Here is a 17,132-nt window from a genome sequence, read left to right as displayed (position 1 = left end):
GCGTTGAGGCTGTAGAAAAACCCCGAAAATCCCCTCCCGGTTTGATAGGATCAGGCAAACAGACAAGGAGTCGTTGGCATGCCTCGCTTCAAGCATTACAACTACGACCAGAGCGCCCTGGTCGTGATCAACTACCAGGAACAGCTTCAACCCGGCACCTTTGAACACGCGGTGCACTACCTGATCGAACACAAGCTGGACCTGTCAGTTTTCCACCCCAAATACCGCAACGAAGACACCGGCCGCTTAGCCTACAATCCGGCCATCCTGCTGAAGATCATCCTGTTCGCCTACTCCAAAGGCATCACCTCCAGTCGCGAAATGCAGTGGTGCTGCGAGACCAACATCATCTTCAAGGCACTGTCCTGCGATACCGTTCCCCACTTTACGACATTGGCGAAGTTTGTCAGCAGCCATGCCGGGGAGATTGAAGAGTTGTTCGAGCAGGTACTGTTGGTCTGTCACGAACAAGGCCTGCTGGGCAACGAACTCTTTGCCATCGACGGCTGCAAGATGTCCTCGAATGCCGCCAAGGAATGGTCCGGCACCTTCAAGGAATTGGGTGAAAAGCGGGCGAAGCTGCGACGACTGATCCGCCACCACTTGAAGGAACATTACGAGCGGGATGAGGCCGAAACCGAAGCTGAGCTGGACCGGGATATCCGCCGGGCAAACACCATCCTCTCGCTGGATGAAGCCATGAACAAAGTGGACCGCTTCCTAAAGACGAACCGCCCAAGGATGGGTCGGGGGAAGCGGAGCAAGGAAGTGAAGAGTAATATCACCGATAACGAAAGTGCCAAGATGACCACCAGCAAAGGCACGATCCAGGGCTATAACGGCGTGGCCACGGTGGATAAGAAACATCAGGTGATCATCGACGCCCAGGCCTTTGGCGAAGGCCAGGAACACCACACCCTGCAACCGGTACTGGAGAGCGTCGAAACCCGATTCAAGAAACTGGGTATCGCAGACAGCATCTATCAGCAGGGGACCGTGGTCACCGCCGACACCGGCTTCGCCAACGAAGCCAATATGAAGTACCTGCATGAACAACGAATCAACGGCTACGTGCCGGACAACCGCTTCCGCAGCCGGGATCCGACGTTCCAGAACCAGAAAGACAAGTACGGCAAACGCCATCAGAATTTGCCAGATACAGGCTGGAAGAAAACCCTCCCGGCCAGTGAATTCCAGTTCGACCCGGTCACCATGACCTGTGTCTGTCCAGCAGGGGAATCCCTGCACTACGAGGGTACAAGAACCGATCAGAACGGCATACTCCGGACTCACTTCCAGGGGCGACTACTCCAGTGCCGGCATTGCCCCAAGAAACACCAATGCATGCAGAACCCGGACTCTGCAAATCATCGCAAAGGCAAAGGACGGCAAGTCTCCTACACTCTGGAGCTGAAACACGGACCCACTTATACCGATTGGATGAAGCAACGCGTCGACAGCCAGCGGGGCAAAGAGATCTACGGCCACCGTATGTCAGTGGTGGAGCCGGTGTTCGGCAACATCGGCACCAACAAACGACTGAACCGGTTCAGCCTGCGAGGCAAGAAGAAAGTACAAGGCCAATGGCAGCTATACTGCCTCGTACACAATATTGAGAAGCTGGCGAATTACGGGCAGCTAGCGGCATGACGCAGGGATCAGAAGGCCGGAAATGGGGCTGCTGGATGCCAGCAGTACCTCACTGATACCGTCAAAGAATCAGAACTGATGGCTGAACATCGGAATGACGCAAATCGGCTAGTTGATGGCCGCTACTAAAAATTAGGAACCAGGCAGCGGGAACGACTCAGAATCGGGTTTTTCTACAGCCTCGTTACAAAGCAAGGGAGAGTGCGTGGTAATGATCGCCAGGGAATGGAAATGCCGAATACCTGAAATCCACAGTGAAGGGTTCACGAGCTATCTTTACGAAACCGGGATCAAAGATTCGTCCGCAACTCCTGGGTTTCTAGGCGCACAGATTTTCCGACGTTCCCTCACCGGCAAAATTGAACTCACTCTCATCACATACTGGGATAAGCTGGCATCCATCAAGGCGTTCGCTGGCGACAATATTTCGCAGGCCCGTTTGTACCCAGAAGACGAGGTTTATGAGCTTGAGCCTGACCTCACGGTGCAGCACTATGAGGTTATAGAGCATCAGTTTTTACCAGAGATGCGGGGGTAAACGGGGTGCTCTTGCTTTGTAACCAGTCAATCAAGTTCGTTCCGGCCTGCGGCCTCCACCGGACGTCCCTGACGGGCCGCCGCTTATTTCAGCGTTAACTGTCACCGAAAAGGAGTTCACATGAACTATCAGGCGGTCAATTTCAAAACCAAGCTCGGCCTCTTTGATGAGCAATGGTCACCGAAGGTCATCGCCGAAATGAATGACTACCAGTTCAAGGTCGTCAAAATTCAGGGCGAGTTCGTATGGCATGACCACAAGGAGACGGACGAAACTTTCATCGTTCTCGAAGGTAGTCTTAGAATCGATTTCAGAGATGGGTATGTGGATCTGTCCGAGGGCGAAATGTACGTGGTCCCCAAGGGCAGCGAACACAAGCCCTATGCGGAACATGAAGCCAAAGTCTTGCTGATCGAACCACGAGGAGTAGTCAACACTGGTGACGAGTCCGGTAGTAAGACCGCCGAAGACGATGTTTGGATATAGACCAATTAACAATGCCATTAAGTCTGTTCCGGGCCTTCGGCCCTCCACCGGACGCCCTTGTCAGGGCGCCGCTTATAGCTGGCGTTATAAGCCAAGGCTCCTGTAGTTTTTTGGTGGTTGGGTGTGCGTGGGCCTTGGCGGCAAATTATGTGGTAGTTTTTGGTTTCGCGTCGTTGCCAAGGCCAGCAACATTGTCGTCCAAACTGGAAGCCAATTTCGGCTTCTATCGGGTTATCAGCAGGGTGTCCAGGCTGTGGGGCTGTTCGCCGAAAGTTCCGAGTAGGCCGGGTATTTTGGTGCTTTGTATCGGTGTCGAACCTTGAGCATGTGCGGGACTTCTTTGGAGTTCGCATGCGGGTTAAGGGGTGGACCATAAACTAGCGGGTGAACCGGCTTCTAACCAGTCGCTGTAGTACGCGGCCGATGGCCGCCGGACGCCCTTGTCAGGGCGCCGCTAAGCTTCGCGTTATGCGCCTGGTCTAAATTTCTGCAAAGTCACAGGGAGAGCCTTGGATGGAAAAGCTACTAATGTGGCTCATAGAGCTCTTAAGGGAGATTCGGGGGCGTCGCGGCAAGAACGAGAAAGACCTTCAGTATCTTTGCGCGCATTTGGTTGTCTCTTTGGAACGATATGTAGATAGCTGTGCAGCTGTGGTAGGTGATGATGGCTTATGTTGTGGTCAGCCTGACAAAGACGGATATCACGTCGCGCAGGTGGATCAACCAAAGCTTGGGGTCGATCCATACAATCAAGAACTAAAGCTGCTTCCCACACCAATCATGCATGCGCTCGTTCAGTTCCCAAGGGACATCGAAATAGCCAACGCAAAGATTGATGGCGCTTCGGAACACGCCACACCTCCAGAATATGAAGAGGCGTTTGAGGAACGTCAGTACCAGTACGCCAAACTGGGCCTCGAGGCGCAAGAACTCGCGTCCGAACTTAGAACTTTAGCCGCAATGTCGCCGCGAGAATTCGGAGAATGGAGCATCATCGAATACATAAAAGGGCAGATGGCTGGTATTGAGGAGTATCGGATTCGTCGGGCAGAGGCCAACTCGAAGTTATGGGAAAGCCTTCGTGAAACATCAACTGGCGGCGAATAACAAGGTGGTCAACGGGGCGCCAACTACGCTGCGCTCCGTTGGCGCCCATTACCACTGTCGTTAGGTGAATTCATGAAGTACCGAATTCAGATTCGAAAAGGATTTCACTTTCTGACAATTGGGCTCACTTTCATGAGCTTCAGTCTGGCGTACGCGACTTTCGAATGGACAACAGTCAACGGATTTCGGGTGAACTACTGTCTACTCCCATTTTTCCTTTCAGTGTCCGTTGCTGCCATTATGTTGCGCATAAACAAGAAGCGGATTGATGTTTTTATCAAAAGGAATTTTAGGGTCTAGTGGCCGGTCACCTAACAAGTTGTTGTAGTCCGTTCCGGCCTATGGCCTCCACCGGACGCCCTTGTCAGGGCGCCGCTAAACCAAAGCGTTAGGTGTCAGGATGAGCATAGTGCAAAAACTCTTTGATAGACTCAAACGTAGGAATGCTCCACTTTCTGAGTGGTATCAAGTTTCATTCGATGAGTTGCGGATCAACATCTCGGCACAGCCCCCTGGAAAAGATGCTTGGGAACAATCAATTACATGGGCAACAATTATCCGGGTATTGTGGCAGGGAGAAGGAGGTCTAGTTTCTGATGGTGTTTATCTATTTACGTCAGAACGTGAAGAAAGTTACGTTGTGCCTACAGAGTCCAAAGGTGGTGATCGCCTAGTCAAGGAGCTGATTAATCGGGGGTATTTTTCCTCGGATAAGTTTACAAAGGCGGTTACTGATCCGTATGGTTTTTATTGCTGGCCCGAAGATGAACAAAGCACCTAACAAGTGCAGCTTGCCGGACTTGGGTAAACTGTCACCTTTTTCGCGCTGCGCAGCAAAAAAGCCGCCAGTTCACCCAAGCCGCAACTGCAGGCGTTGATGCCAAAGAACGGCCCAGTTTGGACCGGCAAAAAGGATCGCTTTGAGAACAAAGCGCAGGCGTTACGCCCGAATCTGAATGTTCGCTTTGCGACCTTACCGAGCGGTTAATTTACGGCATGAACTGCGGGTCACGCGATAGCTCCAGTATCAGGTTGCGACACGACTTGCGTGTGAACACTTCAAGGCAGAGCTATCAAAAGCTCATTGGCCATGGCCCTTGTTATTTTGAAGCATAAAGCTTCCTCAATGATGACGATCTGGATGAAAGACTGTGGAAGCATAACTTTTCCAAATCGGCGCCGAGGGGATCAACTGGTTGAAATGCAAATGGAAATTGGGGCGTCGGTCGAGTAAAGGGTTTCTTGGGATCGGAGCGAAGATGAGGTGTGATAACCATAACGCTACCAGGGCGGAAAAGTTATGTTTCAAACGACAGAACTCACCATCTCTTGGGGGAAGAGATGGTGCCGAGGAGAGGACTTGAACCTCCACAGGGTTGCCCCTACTAGCACCTGAAGCTAGCGCGTCTACCAATTTCGCCACCTCGGCAGGTGACCTACAGGTTGCTTCTCACTCAGCGATCAATGTTAGATGGCTGATATTCTGAAAGTTCTGCAGTCTGGCGAGGTGTTGACCTCACCAATGGCGCGTACTTTAATCATTCGCAAAATCACTGTCAAACGTTTTTTTAATAGGTGATTGTGCGACCATGTTAGGTAGGTTTGTGTTCTGGACGTTATACTCGGCACACACCCATAACGCCGGCCCGCACAATGATGTGCCGCGCGGCTCAAAGGCAAAAGACTGAATGTTTTTTAGAAAAAAGAAAACAGATAAGATTAAAGACCCTCATGCAAAGCGTGAGGCAAAGAACTATGACAACCCCATCCAGAGTCGTGAGTTCATTCTCGAGCATCTACGTAAACGCGGCGCTCCCGCCACTCACGAAACACTCTGTGAAGAATTGGGGCAGACCAGCCCGGAAGGTGTTGAAGCGTTGCGTCGGCGACTGATTGCCATGTGCCGTGACGGACAGGCCATTTGCAATCGCCGGGGCGCCTACCTGCCCATTGATGAAGCCGATCTGGTGACCGGAAAAGTGCAGGGGCACCGGGACGGTTTTGGGTTTTTGGTTCCGGACGACGGCGGCTCGGATTTGTTTCTCAGCGCCCGCCAGATGCGTCAGGTATTTCATGGTGACCGCGTTGCAGCCCGCGTCGACAGTGTCGACGACCGGGGGCGCCGTGAAGGTGTCATTGTTGAGGTTCTGGAGTACCGAACCCAGCAAACGGTCGGACGTTTGTTTCGTGAAAGCGGCATTTCTTTCGTGGTGCCGGAAAACGCCAGGATAAACCACGAAGTGCTGATCCCTGAAGAGCAGTGCGGCACGGCGCTTCACGGTCAATATGTCGTTGTGGATATCATTCGGCAGCCCACTGTGCGGGCGAAGCCTACGGGTAAAATCGTCGAGGTGTTGGGGGATCACATGGCTCCGGGTATGGAGATCGATGTCGCCATTCGGTCTTACGATATTCCGCACAGTTGGCCACCCGCCGCAGGCGAACAGGCGGCCGCCATTCCTCTGGAAGTGGGCGAAGCGGACAAGGCAAACCGCGTTGACCTGACCGACCTGCCATTAGTCACTATTGACGGTGAAGATGCGCGTGACTTCGATGACGCGATCTACTGTGAGCGTCGTCCGCGTGGTGGATTCCGCCTGGTCGTTGCCATTGCGGATGTATCGCACTATGTACGGCCTGGTTCGCCGCTGGATGAAGAGGCGGTCAGTCGCGGCACGTCGGTCTATTTCCCGGATCACGTGGTGCCCATGCTGCCGGAGAAACTGTCCAACGGCCTTTGCTCCCTGAACCCCGGAGTAGACCGGCTCTGCGTGGTTGCCGACATGACGATCAGTTCGTCTGGCGGCATCAGTAGCTATACTTTCTATCAGGCGGTGATGCACAGTCATGCCCGGCTGACCTATACCAAAGTCAGCGATATGCTTGAGCGCCCGGATTCCGACAAGGGCCAGTCACTGCGCGACCAATACACCGATGTCGTGCCGCACCTGGAAGTGCTCTACGATGCGTACAAGCTGTTCCGCAAGGCGCGTACCGAGCGCGGCGCCATCGATTTTGAAACCACCGAAACCCGGATCATTTTCGATGCTACCCGCAAAATTGAAGAGATTGTGCCGGTCCATCGCAACGATGCGCACAAGATTGTCGAAGAGTGCATGCTCTGTGCGAACGTGGCGACGGCGCGATTCCTCAAGAAACACAAACTGCCCTCCCTTTACAGGGTACACGATGGCCCGTCGGTCGAGCGTCTGACGGGGCTGCGATTGTTTTTGGGTGAGCTTGGCTTGCAACTGGGCGGTGGCGATAAGCCGGAATCGGCGGATTATCAGGCGTTGTTGTCGAGCATTTCTGATCGTCCGGACGCCAATGTTATCCAGACCGTGATGCTCCGATCTCTCAGCCAGGCAGTCTACAGCCCCGAGGAGAGCGGGCATTTTGGTTTGGGGTTTGAGAGCTACGCGCACTTTACCTCGCCGATTCGCCGCTATCCGGATTTGATTGTTCATCGCGGTATCAAATCGGTCATTCATGGCAGTAAGCGCACCGATACGGTTGTGCGGCCTGGCAAGCGAGACTCTGAACTGGCCAAGTACCCGTATGATCTGGCCAGGATGGTGCAGCTTGGCGAACACTGCTCAATGACGGAACGTCGGGCCGACGATGCAACCCGCGACGTGATGGCGTGGCTGAAGTGTGAATATCTGAAAGAGCATGTGGGCGAGGAATACGAGGGTGTGATTGCCGCAGTGGTGCCGTTTGGCTTCTTTGTGGAGTTGAGTGGCGTGTATGTCGAAGGCCTGGTGCACGTATCGACACTGAGCGGTGATTACTTCCATCACGACGCCGGCAAACATCGCTTGATTGGTGAGCGCACAGCGGTGAGCTTCCGTCTCGGTGACGAGGTTCGGGTGAAAGTGATACGAGTGGGCCTTGAGGACCGCAAAGTGGACCTGGAGCTGGTCAGCGAGCCCAAACGTCGGCAAGCCGATCGCGACGCTCTGAAGGTCAAGAGCCGGGGCGAGCACAAGGACAAAGGGCGGTCTGACGGGCGTGGCAAGTCAGGCGCAAAGTCCAGGCGGGCAGGCGGTAAATCGTCGAAGCCAGCCTCCGCCAAAGCCAAACTGGTGGCCGAGGCGGCTAAAAGTGCTGGCAACGCGGGCTCCAGAGGCGGTGAAGCCAGTAAGCCGTCGAAAGCCCGTAAAGCAAGGAAGTAACCGGTGGCTGACGAGTTTATATTTGGTTGGCATGCGGTCGAAGCCGTCCTTAAGCGAGAGCCCGGTCGGCTGCAGCAAGTGTGGATACAATCCGGCCGTCAGGATCGGCGGGTGCAGGAAATAACTGTGGCATTGGACGAGCTGGGCGTTGGCTGGCAGGAAGTTCATCGGCGCGAACTGGATTCTCGTGTGGCGGGGGTTCATCAGGGTGTCGTGGCCCAGGTCGGAGAAAGCCGGGAGTGGACTGAGGCCGACTTGCTGTCTCAGCTTGAGTCCTCAGGCAAGCCGCCTTTTCTGTTGGTGCTTGATGGCGTTACTGATCCTCATAATCTGGGCGCCTGTTTGCGCACCGCCGATGCGGTGGGTGTGCAGGCCGTGGTGGTGCCCAAGGACAAGTCGGCGGCATTGACACCAACTGCGCGTAAAGTGGCCTGTGGCGCGGCCGAGACCGTGCCCCTGGTCCGGGTCACCAATCTGGCGCGATTTCTGCGCGCTCTGCAGGAACAGGGCGTTTGGCTGATCGGGACCGCGGGTGAGGCGGGTGCGACGCTGTATCAAGCTGACTTCAAGGGCCCCGTGGCGCTGGTCATGGGCGCCGAAGGCAAGGGTATGCGGCGGCTCACCCGGGAACACTGCGATCTGCTCATCAACATTCCCATGCAGGGTCACGTCGACAGTCTCAACGTTTCGGTCGCGACCGGGGTCTGTCTTTACGAAGCCCTGCGGCAAAGGCTTGCATAAGCCGATAGCGGCGCATAGAATGCGTGTCCCCCTTTTTGGGGGTGGTGTCTTATTGTCTGAAAATCATTTCTTGCATCCGACGCTCTGTGTTGAATAAAAGCAGTAAACCGACAGTTGCCAGCGAGCACTGTCACCTCCTTGCTTCTGGCGGAACTGACCGGTAGAAGCTGTACAAACCGTAGGGAGAACTCATGCGTCACTACGAAATCGTATTTATGGTACACCCGGATCAAAGCGAGCAGGTGCCCGCTATGATCGAGCGTTATACCAACGTCATTAATGAAGATGGCGGCAAGGTACATCGCCTGGAAGATTGGGGCCGTCGTCACCTGGCTTACCCGATCAACAAGATTCACAAGGCTCATTACGTCCTGATGAACATTGAATGTTCACAGGTGGCGATGGACGAGTTGACTCACAACTTCCGTTTCAACGACGCGATCATTCGTGATCTGATTACCCGTCGTGATGAAGCGGTTACCGAGATGTCACCGATGAAGGCCTCCGAGTCAAGGGAAGATCGTCGTTCTGGCGGTGAAGAGCGCCCGCGTCGTGCAGCGGAAGCTGACGAACCTAGTCAGGCGGAAACCCAGGACGAAGAAGAGTAAACCAACCCCGGACTTGAGGAGTTCATTCATGGCTCGTTTTTTTAGACGTCGCAAGTTTTGCCGCTTTACCGCGGAAGGCGTAAAAGAGATCGATTACAAAGATCTTGATACCCTGAAAGGATATGTTACTGAAACCGGCAAAATCGTGCCCAGCCGCATCACCGGCACCAAGGCACGTTACCAGCGTCAGCTGGCGTCCGCGATCAAACGCGCACGCTTCCTGGCCCTGCTGCCTTACTCGGACGGTCACGATAACTAAGTAGTCAGTAAACAACAGGATTTGGGACCATGCGTGCATTGGCACAATTTGTAATGCGCGGTCCCTTGCAGGCGGCTGGGGTCGCAGCGGTTACGACCGCGATCCCCCTGCTGTTCTGGATCGGATCCGCCGTCATTGGTCTGGTGATACTGAGGTTGGGCCTTAGTCAAGGCCTGAGCATAGGTCTCTGGGCACTGCTTCCGGCGCTGGGCTGGAGTTGGTTTGGGCAAGACCCGACCGCTCTGGTCGTGCTTTTGGAAGTGGCACTGATGGCGACGGTAATCAGGACGACACTGTCCTGGGAGAAGGCCCTGCTTGCGGGCAGTGGTTTGGCATTGGTGACAGGTTGGCTGCTACCGGTGCTGTACCCCGGGTTGCTGAATCAGCTTGTGGAAGCAGGCGTGTCGTTCTATCAGCAGTATGATCCAGACGTTGCCCGAGAGATGGGGGGCAAGCTCGAACCGGTTATCCGGAAGACCATGAACGCAAGTATGGCAGGCACGTTCCTGTTTGCGGGTGTGGTACTGACGATGCTGGCCCGAAGCTGGCAAGCCGGGTTGTACAACCCGGGCGGCTTTCGCAAAGAGTTTCATGCGCTTCGTTTGTCGGGTCCGGTTGCCATTGCCTGTGTTGTGGCAATGTTTGCCGGGCCGGTACTGGGGTTAAACTCGGTATTGGTGGCGTGGGTGGCGGGTCTCCCACTGGTGGTTGCCGCGATTGCACTGGTGCATGGCCTGGTGGGTCTGAAAGGGATGGGTGTTCAGTGGCTGGTTATGTTTTATATAGCCCTACTGTTGCTCGGTCCAAGTCTGTTGTTGTTGCTACTGGTTGTGGCGTTTGTGGATAGCTGGCTGGATATTCGAGGGCGAATAAAACCCTCCAAACCGGCTGAATAAAGCACGAAGAGGTTAACGAGATGGAAGTTATTCTGCTCGAAAAAGTTGCAAACCTGGGTACCCTGGGTGACAAGGTTAAGGTTAAATCCGGCTATGGCCGTAATTTCCTGGTGCCGTATGGCAAAGCTGTACCGGCCACCCAAACCAACCTGAAGGCGTTTGAAGAGCGTCGCGCAGAGCTGGAAAAAGCGGCCGCTGACAAACTGGCGTCCGCTCAGGCTCGTGCCGAAGCTCTGACTGGCACGTCCTTTACCATCAGCTCCAAAGCGGGTGATGAAGGCAAGCTGTTTGGCTCGATTGGCGTCCGCGATATTGCCGATGCCATCACCACCGGCGGCACCGAAGTTGAGAAGAGTGAAGTTCGCCTGCCTGAAGGACCACTTCGCGTGGTTGGCGAATACGACATCGAACTTCAGCTGCACTCTGACGTAACCGTCGAAGTGAAGCTGGCCGTTGTTGCTGCGTAAGGCGACTGAATCAAGTTGCTGAATAATCAGCGGTTCCGATCTTAAATCGGTGACCGCTGAACCGATACGGGGCTGCCTTTATGTCGTTCAGACGAAGGCTCCCCGGTCGTAAACAGGCCCGGACCGCGACAGCGGCTTCCGGGCCTGTTTCTTTCTGATATGCTTACAGGTTCGAGCGGCCATCGTTATCTGCGAGTATCGATGGTGTGCCCCAGGCAGACATCACTGAAGACGTATTCATGGCCAACACCAATCTGAAGCCAGCTCCGGCTGATAGCGAAACCAGCAGAGTCAAAGTGCCACCACACTCTCTGGAAGCAGAGCAAGCCGTGCTGGGCGGTCTCATGCTGGACAACCGGCGGTTTGACGAAGTCTCCGAAATGATCACTGCCGCCGATTTTTACCGGCAGGATCACCGGCTCATTTTTGGCGCCGCAGAACGCCTGGCGGGGGACAGTGAGCCGCTGGACGTTGTGACCCTGGCGGAATTTCTGGAGCGGGCAGGGGACATTGAGGATGCCGGCGGTCTGTCGTATCTGGCAGAGCTGGCCGAAAAAACCCCGGGCGCAACCAACATCAAGGCCTACGCCCAGATCGTCCGGGAACGGTCGGTGCTGCGGCAGTTGATCGATGTGTCCGGTGGCATTGTTGACTCGGCGTTCAATCCGCAGGGCCGCAACAGTGACGAGATTCTCGATGAAGCGGAAAGAAATGTATTCCGCATCGCGGAGTCCAGAACCAAGGCCGGCTCCGGCCCTCAGGCCATTAACCCCATTCTGACCAAAGCACTGAGCCGCATCGAAGAGCTGTTTGAGTCGGGTGACACCATCACCGGCCTGACCAGTGGCTTCAAGGATCTGGATGAATGGACGTCGGGCATGCAACCGTCCGATTTGATCATTGTGGCGGGGCGGCCGTCGATGGGTAAAACCACCTTCGCCATGAACATTGTTGAAAATGCCCTGATCAGTTCTGGTGAGCCAATACTGGTGTTCAGTATGGAGATGCCCGCCGATTCATTGGTGATGCGTATGTTGTCGTCGCTGGGCCGCATTGACCAGTCACGGATGCGCAGCGGTCGCCTGGAAGAGGATGATTGGCCTCGCCTGACGTCGGCGGTCAGCCTGCTCAAGGACAAGCCGCTGTACATTGACGATACCCCGGGGCTGAGCCCGACCGAGATGCGCTCACGGGCACGTCGAATCGCCCGGGAGAACGATGGCAAGCTCAGCATGATCATGGTCGACTACTTGCAACTGATGCGAGTGCCGGGGAGCAACGAAGGCCGTACCGCCGAAATATCCGAAATTTCCCGCTCACTCAAAGGGCTTGCCAAGGAGTTGAGTTGCCCCGTGGTGGCGCTGTCCCAGCTGAACCGAAGTCTTGAGCAGCGTCCCAACAAGCGACCGGTGAATTCGGATTTGAGGGAGTCCGGTGCGATCGAGCAGGACGCCGACGTCATCATGTTTGTGTACCGGGATGAGGTGTACAACGAGGACACCCAGGATAAAGGCATAGCGGAAATCATCATTGGTAAGCAGCGTAACGGTCCTATTGGCACCGTCCGGTTGGCGTTCCTTGGCAAATTTACCAAGTTCGAAGATTTAGCCCACGGCGATTACGGCGGTGACTACTGATGCCAAGAAATACCGTTGCCAAAATCAACCTGGAGGCACTGCGGCACAATTACCGGTTGGCCTGTGAGCGCGCCGGTGGCGCTCAGGCGATGGCGGTGGTCAAGGCCGATGGTTATGGTCACGGCATTGCTGCGGTCACCCAAGCGCTGGCTACGGAAGCCGGGTGCTTTGCCGTTGCCTGCCTGGAAGAGGCCCTGGCCATAAGAGCCCAGGGGCTGACGCATCCGGTGGTTTTGTTGCAGGGGGTGCACGCGCGTAAGGATCTCGCCGTGTGTCTGCAGGAAGGTTTCGAGCCGGTGTTGCACAGCCAAAGCCAGATTGACTGGTTAATGGCCGACGCCGTGCGCCCGATGATCTGGCTGAAAGTGAACACCGGTATGAACCGCCTGGGCTTCAGTCCCGGCGAGTTTGCAGCGGTGATGGCCAGCCTGAGGCCAATGCAAGGCATAGTGAAAGGCCTGATGACGCACTTTGCCTGCGCGGATGATACAGCCTCCGATGCCACGCAGCTGCAAACCAATGTCTTCAGGGACATTGCCGGCGCCTATCCGGACTGCGTCCGCAGCGTGGGCAACTCAGCGGCCCACTTTCGCGATAACCAGGCGCTATTCGAATGGAGCCGCCCCGGTATCATGTTGTATGGCGCATCACCGATGCTGGGCGCCAGCGGCTCTGAACTGGGCCTCCGGCCTGTCATGAAATTGGAGTCAGAATTGATCGCGGTCAGAACCCTGGCGGCAGGCGAGTCGGTGGGCTATGGCGAAAGCTGGACCGCCGACAAGCCGACGCCGATGGGTATTGTTGCCATTGGTTATGGGGATGGCTACCCCCGTCATGCCGGTACCGGCACGCCGGCGTGGGTTGGCGGCCGACGTATTCGACTGATTGGCCGGGTGTCCATGGATATGCTGGCGGTGGATCTGTCTGACGTGCCGACGGCCCAAGTGGGTGACCGGGTCGAGCTATGGGGTGATCATGTCGGCGTTGATGAGGTTGCGGCCTGCGCGGGTACCATCGGATATGAACTGCTGACCGGAGTCACCGCACGGGTGCCCCGGCTGTACAGTGAGTAGCATTCGCGTCCGAGGGTTCAAGCTGCCGTCGGTTCCGGCTCGAAGATGATCTCCTCGATAAAATCCAGAATATTATTAAGGCTTCGGTCATCCAGTTTCTTCAGAACCTTGTGAATGACCATTTTACTGCCTTTCAGCATGCTGCCGATTCCCATCCTGGCCATACCCATCATCATGGTGCTGGCGCTGAGGCGCCGTAATGGTTCGAGGAAATAGAAATCGAGGCCGGATTCGGTCAGTTCAACAATGAGCTGGTACAGCTTATCGATGGCCTCTTTGTCGGCTTTACCGTTTGCACGCAATTCGCTGACGGTATAAAGCGCCTTGCTCTTTAGCTCGTCGGTGATCGGCGCGACGATGTGGCTGTGTTGCTTGAGCATAAAATTCCCTGTTGTTGTATGCTTTGGTTTATAGACGCAGTGTCTTATCGCTGGTTCGTATTGTAGTGACTGCAAGCTTGTCGCCATTGGCTTGAATGTATATGCGCGGCTGTCAGATTAGTGATACAAATAGTACCTAGGCACTGGAATTCCAATACATATCTGTTTTAAACGCGGAGTGGTTTACGCCCTGTGAATGTCGTTGTTGTACATGATTATGGCCCGCTTGGGCACATTCTGCTGGAGCGATTGAGACAAACGTCGCTGCACATCACTCCCCTTTTGATCAGTGAACCGGAAGATGTCGATTTGTCGGCGCTTTCAGAGTGGCTACCCGAAGACACCGACCTGATTGTCAATGCGTTGTGGCTGGCCGACCCGGAGGCCGCCGAGTCCGACCCGGAGGCGATTCGTCAGGCGGCGTTTTCAATTCCCATAGCGCTTGCCGAGCACGCCAGGGCAAAACAGATGGCGGTACTTCAGCTGTCGACAAGCTATGTCTTCGATGGTCGCAAACAGAGCGCCTATATCACCTCCAATCCCGGTCAGCCGTTCAGTCAGTTGGGTATTTGGCAATGGGAGTGTGAGCAGGCGCTCCGAACCCTGTTGCCACACCACATTATTCTGCGTACCGGCTGGAGCCTCGGCCGCTTCATTCACAAAGTTCAAAACAGCGCCGCGAGCCATGACACTCTGGCATTGTCCAGCCGGAATCGTGGCCAACCGGTGTCCTATCGGGACCTCGCCCGGGTGGTGGTTGCGATTATTCAGCAATTGGATTGTGGCGCCGAGGTGTGGGGCACTTACCAGTATGCCGGCGCGGAAGAGATATCCCAATACGATTTGGGCTTGGTGCTGGTCACCCTGCAGGGTATTGCCGGCGATGTGCGGGTGGTTGATAAGGCGCCGTCCTGGGCCGCTTTGGAGCTTGAAAATGCGACCCTCGGTTGCACGAAAATACGCAACACCTTCGGTGTCAAACAGCTCCCCTGGCGGTCCCAGCTGGACGATGAACTGATGGCGTTGGGCCTGAACGAAAACGACAGCGTGGCGGATGAAGTAACCGAATAGGTGAACAACGCCGGAAGGATTGAAAAAAGGCAAGCCCCTCCCTCATGGCTTGCCTTTTTGCTGTCTGATTACGCGTAACGGCTGAACACCAGTGATGCGTTGGTGCCGCCAAAACCAAAGCTGTTAGACATGACGTTGTCGAGGTGGGCTTCTTTCGCCTTCGGTCCGACAATGGGCATATCGACAATTTTTTCATCGGTCGACGTCAGGTTGGCCGTGCCACTGATGAAGCCTCCCTGAAGCATCAGCAGCGAGTAAATTGCCTCATGCACACCGGCGGCCCCCAGTGAATGGCCGGACAGCGACTTGGTCGACGAAATCGCCGGTACGTGCTCGCCAAACGCTTCCTTGACCGCTTTCATTTCGGCAACATCACCCACCGGTGTGCTGGTGCCGTGGGCATTGATGTAGTCAATCGGGCCGGTGACGGTTGCCAGTGCCTGGCGCATGCACCGCATGGCACCCTCGCCGGAGGGCGCGACCATGTCATGGCCGTCGGATGTGGCACCGTACCCGGTGAGTTCAGCAATGATCGGCGCGCCACGCTTCAAGGCATGCTCCAGCTCCTCCACCACCAGCATGCCACCGCCACCGGCGATGACAAAGCCGTCCCGTTCGTTGTCAAACGGCCTTGAGGCCGTCTCTGGCGCTTCATTGCGTTTGGTGGAAAGCGCGCCCATGGCATCAAACAGCATAGTCAGACTCCAGTCTTCTTCTTCACCGCCTCCGGCAAACACCACATCTTGCTTGCCGAGCTGGATTTGCTCCATGGCATGGCCAATGCAGTGGGCACTGGTGGAGCAGGCTGACGACATGGAATAGTTTACGCCGCGTATTTTAAAGGCGGTCGCAAGGCAGGCCGATACGGTGCTGGTCATGATGCGGGGAACCATGTAAGGCCCAATCTTCCTGACGCCCTTTTCGCGCATCAGGTCGATGGCTTCTACCTGACTGGCGCAGGACGCGCCTCCCGATCCGGCAATAATGCCAGTGCGGTCATTGGAAATCATCTCATCGGTCAAGCCCGATGACGCAATGGCCTGCTGCATCGCCAGGTAGCTGTACATGGCTGATTGGCCCATGAAACGCCTCATCTTGCGATCGATCTGCGACGTATCGACGTCGACCGAGCCCGACACCTGGCTGCGAAAGCCCAGATCGCGATAGGTTTCATTGAAGCGAATACCAGACCGCCCCAACTTGAGACTTTCCTGCACCGACTCCGTCGAATTGCCCAAGCACGATACAATGCCCATTCCCGTGATGACGACCCGTTTCATACAATCTCCTTGCCAGATATGTGGGCCGGTAAGCAGCCCAGACTCCGTGATAAAAATATGTTAGCGCCAGTGTAAGGCTTTTTGAACCGGTGCGGTATTTGACCTTTGTAAGGGGCAGGGCATTACTCGGCAGCCGTTGCGTACAAGATGCCGGGTCCGGTTGCAGCTATCTTGTGGGTCCTGTCTTTTTTGGAGTGTCCTGATGAGATCCCTAGCGCGTTTTCTGTCGGATTACGGCGACAGTCACCAAAATCCGGTCAACCAGTGGGTTCATATTCTCTGTGTGCCTGCCATAGTTGCCTCGACGCTTGGCCTGCTCTGGCTGATCCCCGTGGGCAATTGGCTGGGCCTGACCGGGGCCGTCGGTGGCTGGGTCAATGGCGCCACCCTCGCAGGCGTGGTGGCGGGCGTGATGTACTGGCGGTTGTCGAAGGCCGTCTTTACCCTGATGGTGATCTGGTTTGCGGCGTCCGTTTGGGCGATCCTGACGATCCTTGCCATGGCGTGGCCCCTGTTCTGGGTCAGTCTGATCACTTGGGTTGCGGCCTGGGCGCTGCAGGTCTGGGGTCACAAAGTTGAAGGCAAGAAACCGTCCTTTGTCGAGGATCTGGTGTTTCTGCTGATCGGCCCGATATTCGTCAGCGTTGAGCTGGCCAGGAAACTCGTTGCCAGTCTCGCCGATGTCGAAAAAGCCCAGTCTGACGGGTAACTGAGTGCTGAAAATCGGCTATGCTGCTGATTTTGGCGGCAATGAGGCGGCAAAG

Annotated in this window: 17 protein-coding genes and 1 tRNA gene; 15 read left to right on the top strand and 3 right to left on the bottom strand. The window is 55.5% G+C overall.

The genetic code is table 11. The features are described from left to right. The first annotated feature begins 78 nt into the window (after positions 1-78). The 5 genes from GRX64_RS17935 to GRX64_RS17915 all read left to right on the top strand — a co-directional run bounded on the left by GRX64_RS17935 (position 79) and on the right by GRX64_RS17915 (position 4,562). Positions 79-1,650 (top strand): transposase, encoded by a 1,572-nt coding sequence (locus tag GRX64_RS17935; RefSeq protein ID WP_166269262.1) that lies wholly within the window; start codon positions 79-81, stop codon positions 1,648-1,650. Between the two features lie 211 nt (positions 1,651-1,861). Further along, complete coding sequence (locus GRX64_RS17930; RefSeq protein ID WP_166269260.1) at positions 1,862-2,188, top strand: antibiotic biosynthesis monooxygenase family protein; 327 nt, start codon at positions 1,862-1,864, stop codon at positions 2,186-2,188. A 120-nt stretch (positions 2,189-2,308) separates the two neighbouring features. After that, a complete protein-coding gene (locus tag GRX64_RS17925; protein ID WP_166269258.1) occupies positions 2,309-2,674 on the top strand; it encodes a cupin domain-containing protein in 366 nt (121 codons plus the stop codon). A 513-nt stretch (positions 2,675-3,187) separates the two neighbouring features. Next, positions 3,188-3,781, top strand: a complete 594-nt coding sequence (locus GRX64_RS17920) for a hypothetical protein (protein WP_166269256.1) — start codon at positions 3,188-3,190, stop codon at positions 3,779-3,781. 400 nt (positions 3,782-4,181) lie between these two features. Next, positions 4,182-4,562, top strand: a complete 381-nt coding sequence (locus GRX64_RS17915) for a hypothetical protein (protein ID WP_166269254.1) — start codon at positions 4,182-4,184, stop codon at positions 4,560-4,562. A gap of 561 nt (positions 4,563-5,123) precedes the next feature. Here GRX64_RS17915 and GRX64_RS17910 read toward each other — a convergent pair. Then, a tRNA-Leu gene (locus GRX64_RS17910) sits at positions 5,124-5,210 on the bottom strand. Positions 5,211-5,469: 259 nt separating this feature from the next. On the opposite strand from GRX64_RS17910, the gene rnr reads away from it, so the two are divergent. From rnr to alr, 8 genes are all read left to right on the top strand, one after another. Next, on the top strand, positions 5,470-7,956 hold the full coding sequence (rnr, locus tag GRX64_RS17905) for a ribonuclease R (RefSeq protein WP_166269252.1): 2,487 nt from the start codon (positions 5,470-5,472) through the stop codon (positions 7,954-7,956). Positions 7,957-7,959: 3 nt separating this feature from the next. Next, entirely contained in the window at positions 7,960-8,697 is a 738-nt protein-coding gene (gene rlmB, locus GRX64_RS17900; protein WP_166269250.1) for a 23S rRNA (guanosine(2251)-2'-O)-methyltransferase RlmB, read from the top strand. 191 nt (positions 8,698-8,888) lie between these two features. Further along, complete coding sequence (gene rpsF, locus GRX64_RS17895; protein ID WP_166269248.1) at positions 8,889-9,305, top strand: 30S ribosomal protein S6; 417 nt, start codon at positions 8,889-8,891, stop codon at positions 9,303-9,305. Between the two features lie 28 nt (positions 9,306-9,333). Beyond that, positions 9,334-9,564, top strand: coding sequence for a 30S ribosomal protein S18 (rpsR, locus tag GRX64_RS17890; protein WP_166269246.1), 231 nt, complete (start codon positions 9,334-9,336; stop codon positions 9,562-9,564). Positions 9,565-9,593: 29 nt separating this feature from the next. Beyond that, a complete protein-coding gene (locus GRX64_RS17885) occupies positions 9,594-10,460 on the top strand; it encodes a hypothetical protein (protein WP_166269244.1) in 867 nt (288 codons plus the stop codon). A gap of 20 nt (positions 10,461-10,480) precedes the next feature. After that, positions 10,481-10,927 carry a 50S ribosomal protein L9 gene (gene rplI / locus GRX64_RS17880; RefSeq protein WP_166269242.1) on the top strand — a complete coding sequence of 149 codons (447 nt, stop codon included), beginning with the start codon at positions 10,481-10,483 and terminating at the stop codon, positions 10,925-10,927. 239 nt (positions 10,928-11,166) lie between these two features. Further along, positions 11,167-12,564, top strand: a complete 1,398-nt coding sequence (gene dnaB, locus GRX64_RS17875; protein ID WP_166269240.1) for a replicative DNA helicase — start codon at positions 11,167-11,169, stop codon at positions 12,562-12,564. After that, on the top strand, positions 12,564-13,637 hold the full coding sequence (alr, locus tag GRX64_RS17870) for an alanine racemase (protein ID WP_166269238.1): 1,074 nt from the start codon (positions 12,564-12,566) through the stop codon (positions 13,635-13,637). The genes dnaB and alr overlap by 1 nt, the downstream gene beginning before the upstream one ends. Positions 13,638-13,654: 17 nt before the next feature. Here alr and GRX64_RS17865 read toward each other — a convergent pair whose 3' ends face one another. After that, complete coding sequence (locus GRX64_RS17865) at positions 13,655-14,017, bottom strand: hypothetical protein (RefSeq protein WP_166269236.1); 363 nt, start codon at positions 14,015-14,017, stop codon at positions 13,655-13,657. Between the two features lie 192 nt (positions 14,018-14,209). On the opposite strand from GRX64_RS17865, the gene GRX64_RS17860 reads away from it, so the two are divergent. Continuing rightward, positions 14,210-15,088 (top strand): SDR family oxidoreductase, encoded by an 879-nt coding sequence (locus GRX64_RS17860; RefSeq protein WP_166269234.1) that lies wholly within the window; start codon positions 14,210-14,212, stop codon positions 15,086-15,088. Positions 15,089-15,156: 68 nt separating this feature from the next. Here the strand turns inward: GRX64_RS17860 and fabB are convergent, their stop codons facing one another. Continuing rightward, positions 15,157-16,368, bottom strand: a complete 1,212-nt coding sequence (gene fabB, locus GRX64_RS17855; protein WP_166269232.1) for a beta-ketoacyl-ACP synthase I — start codon at positions 16,366-16,368, stop codon at positions 15,157-15,159. 202 nt (positions 16,369-16,570) lie between these two features. Between fabB and GRX64_RS17850 the strand changes: the two genes are divergently transcribed. Further along, positions 16,571-17,077 carry an Mpo1 family 2-hydroxy fatty acid dioxygenase gene (locus GRX64_RS17850; protein WP_166269230.1) on the top strand — a complete coding sequence of 169 codons (507 nt, stop codon included), beginning with the start codon at positions 16,571-16,573 and terminating at the stop codon, positions 17,075-17,077. The last annotated feature ends 55 nt before the right edge of the window (positions 17,078-17,132 follow it).

Source organism: Marinobacter caseinilyticus, from assembly GCF_011074955.1.
GTDB classification, from domain to species: domain Bacteria; phylum Pseudomonadota; class Gammaproteobacteria; order Pseudomonadales; family Oleiphilaceae; genus Marinobacter; species Marinobacter caseinilyticus.
Note: the sequence above shows the minus strand (reverse complement) of the source record. Positions and strands in the feature narration are given on the sequence as shown.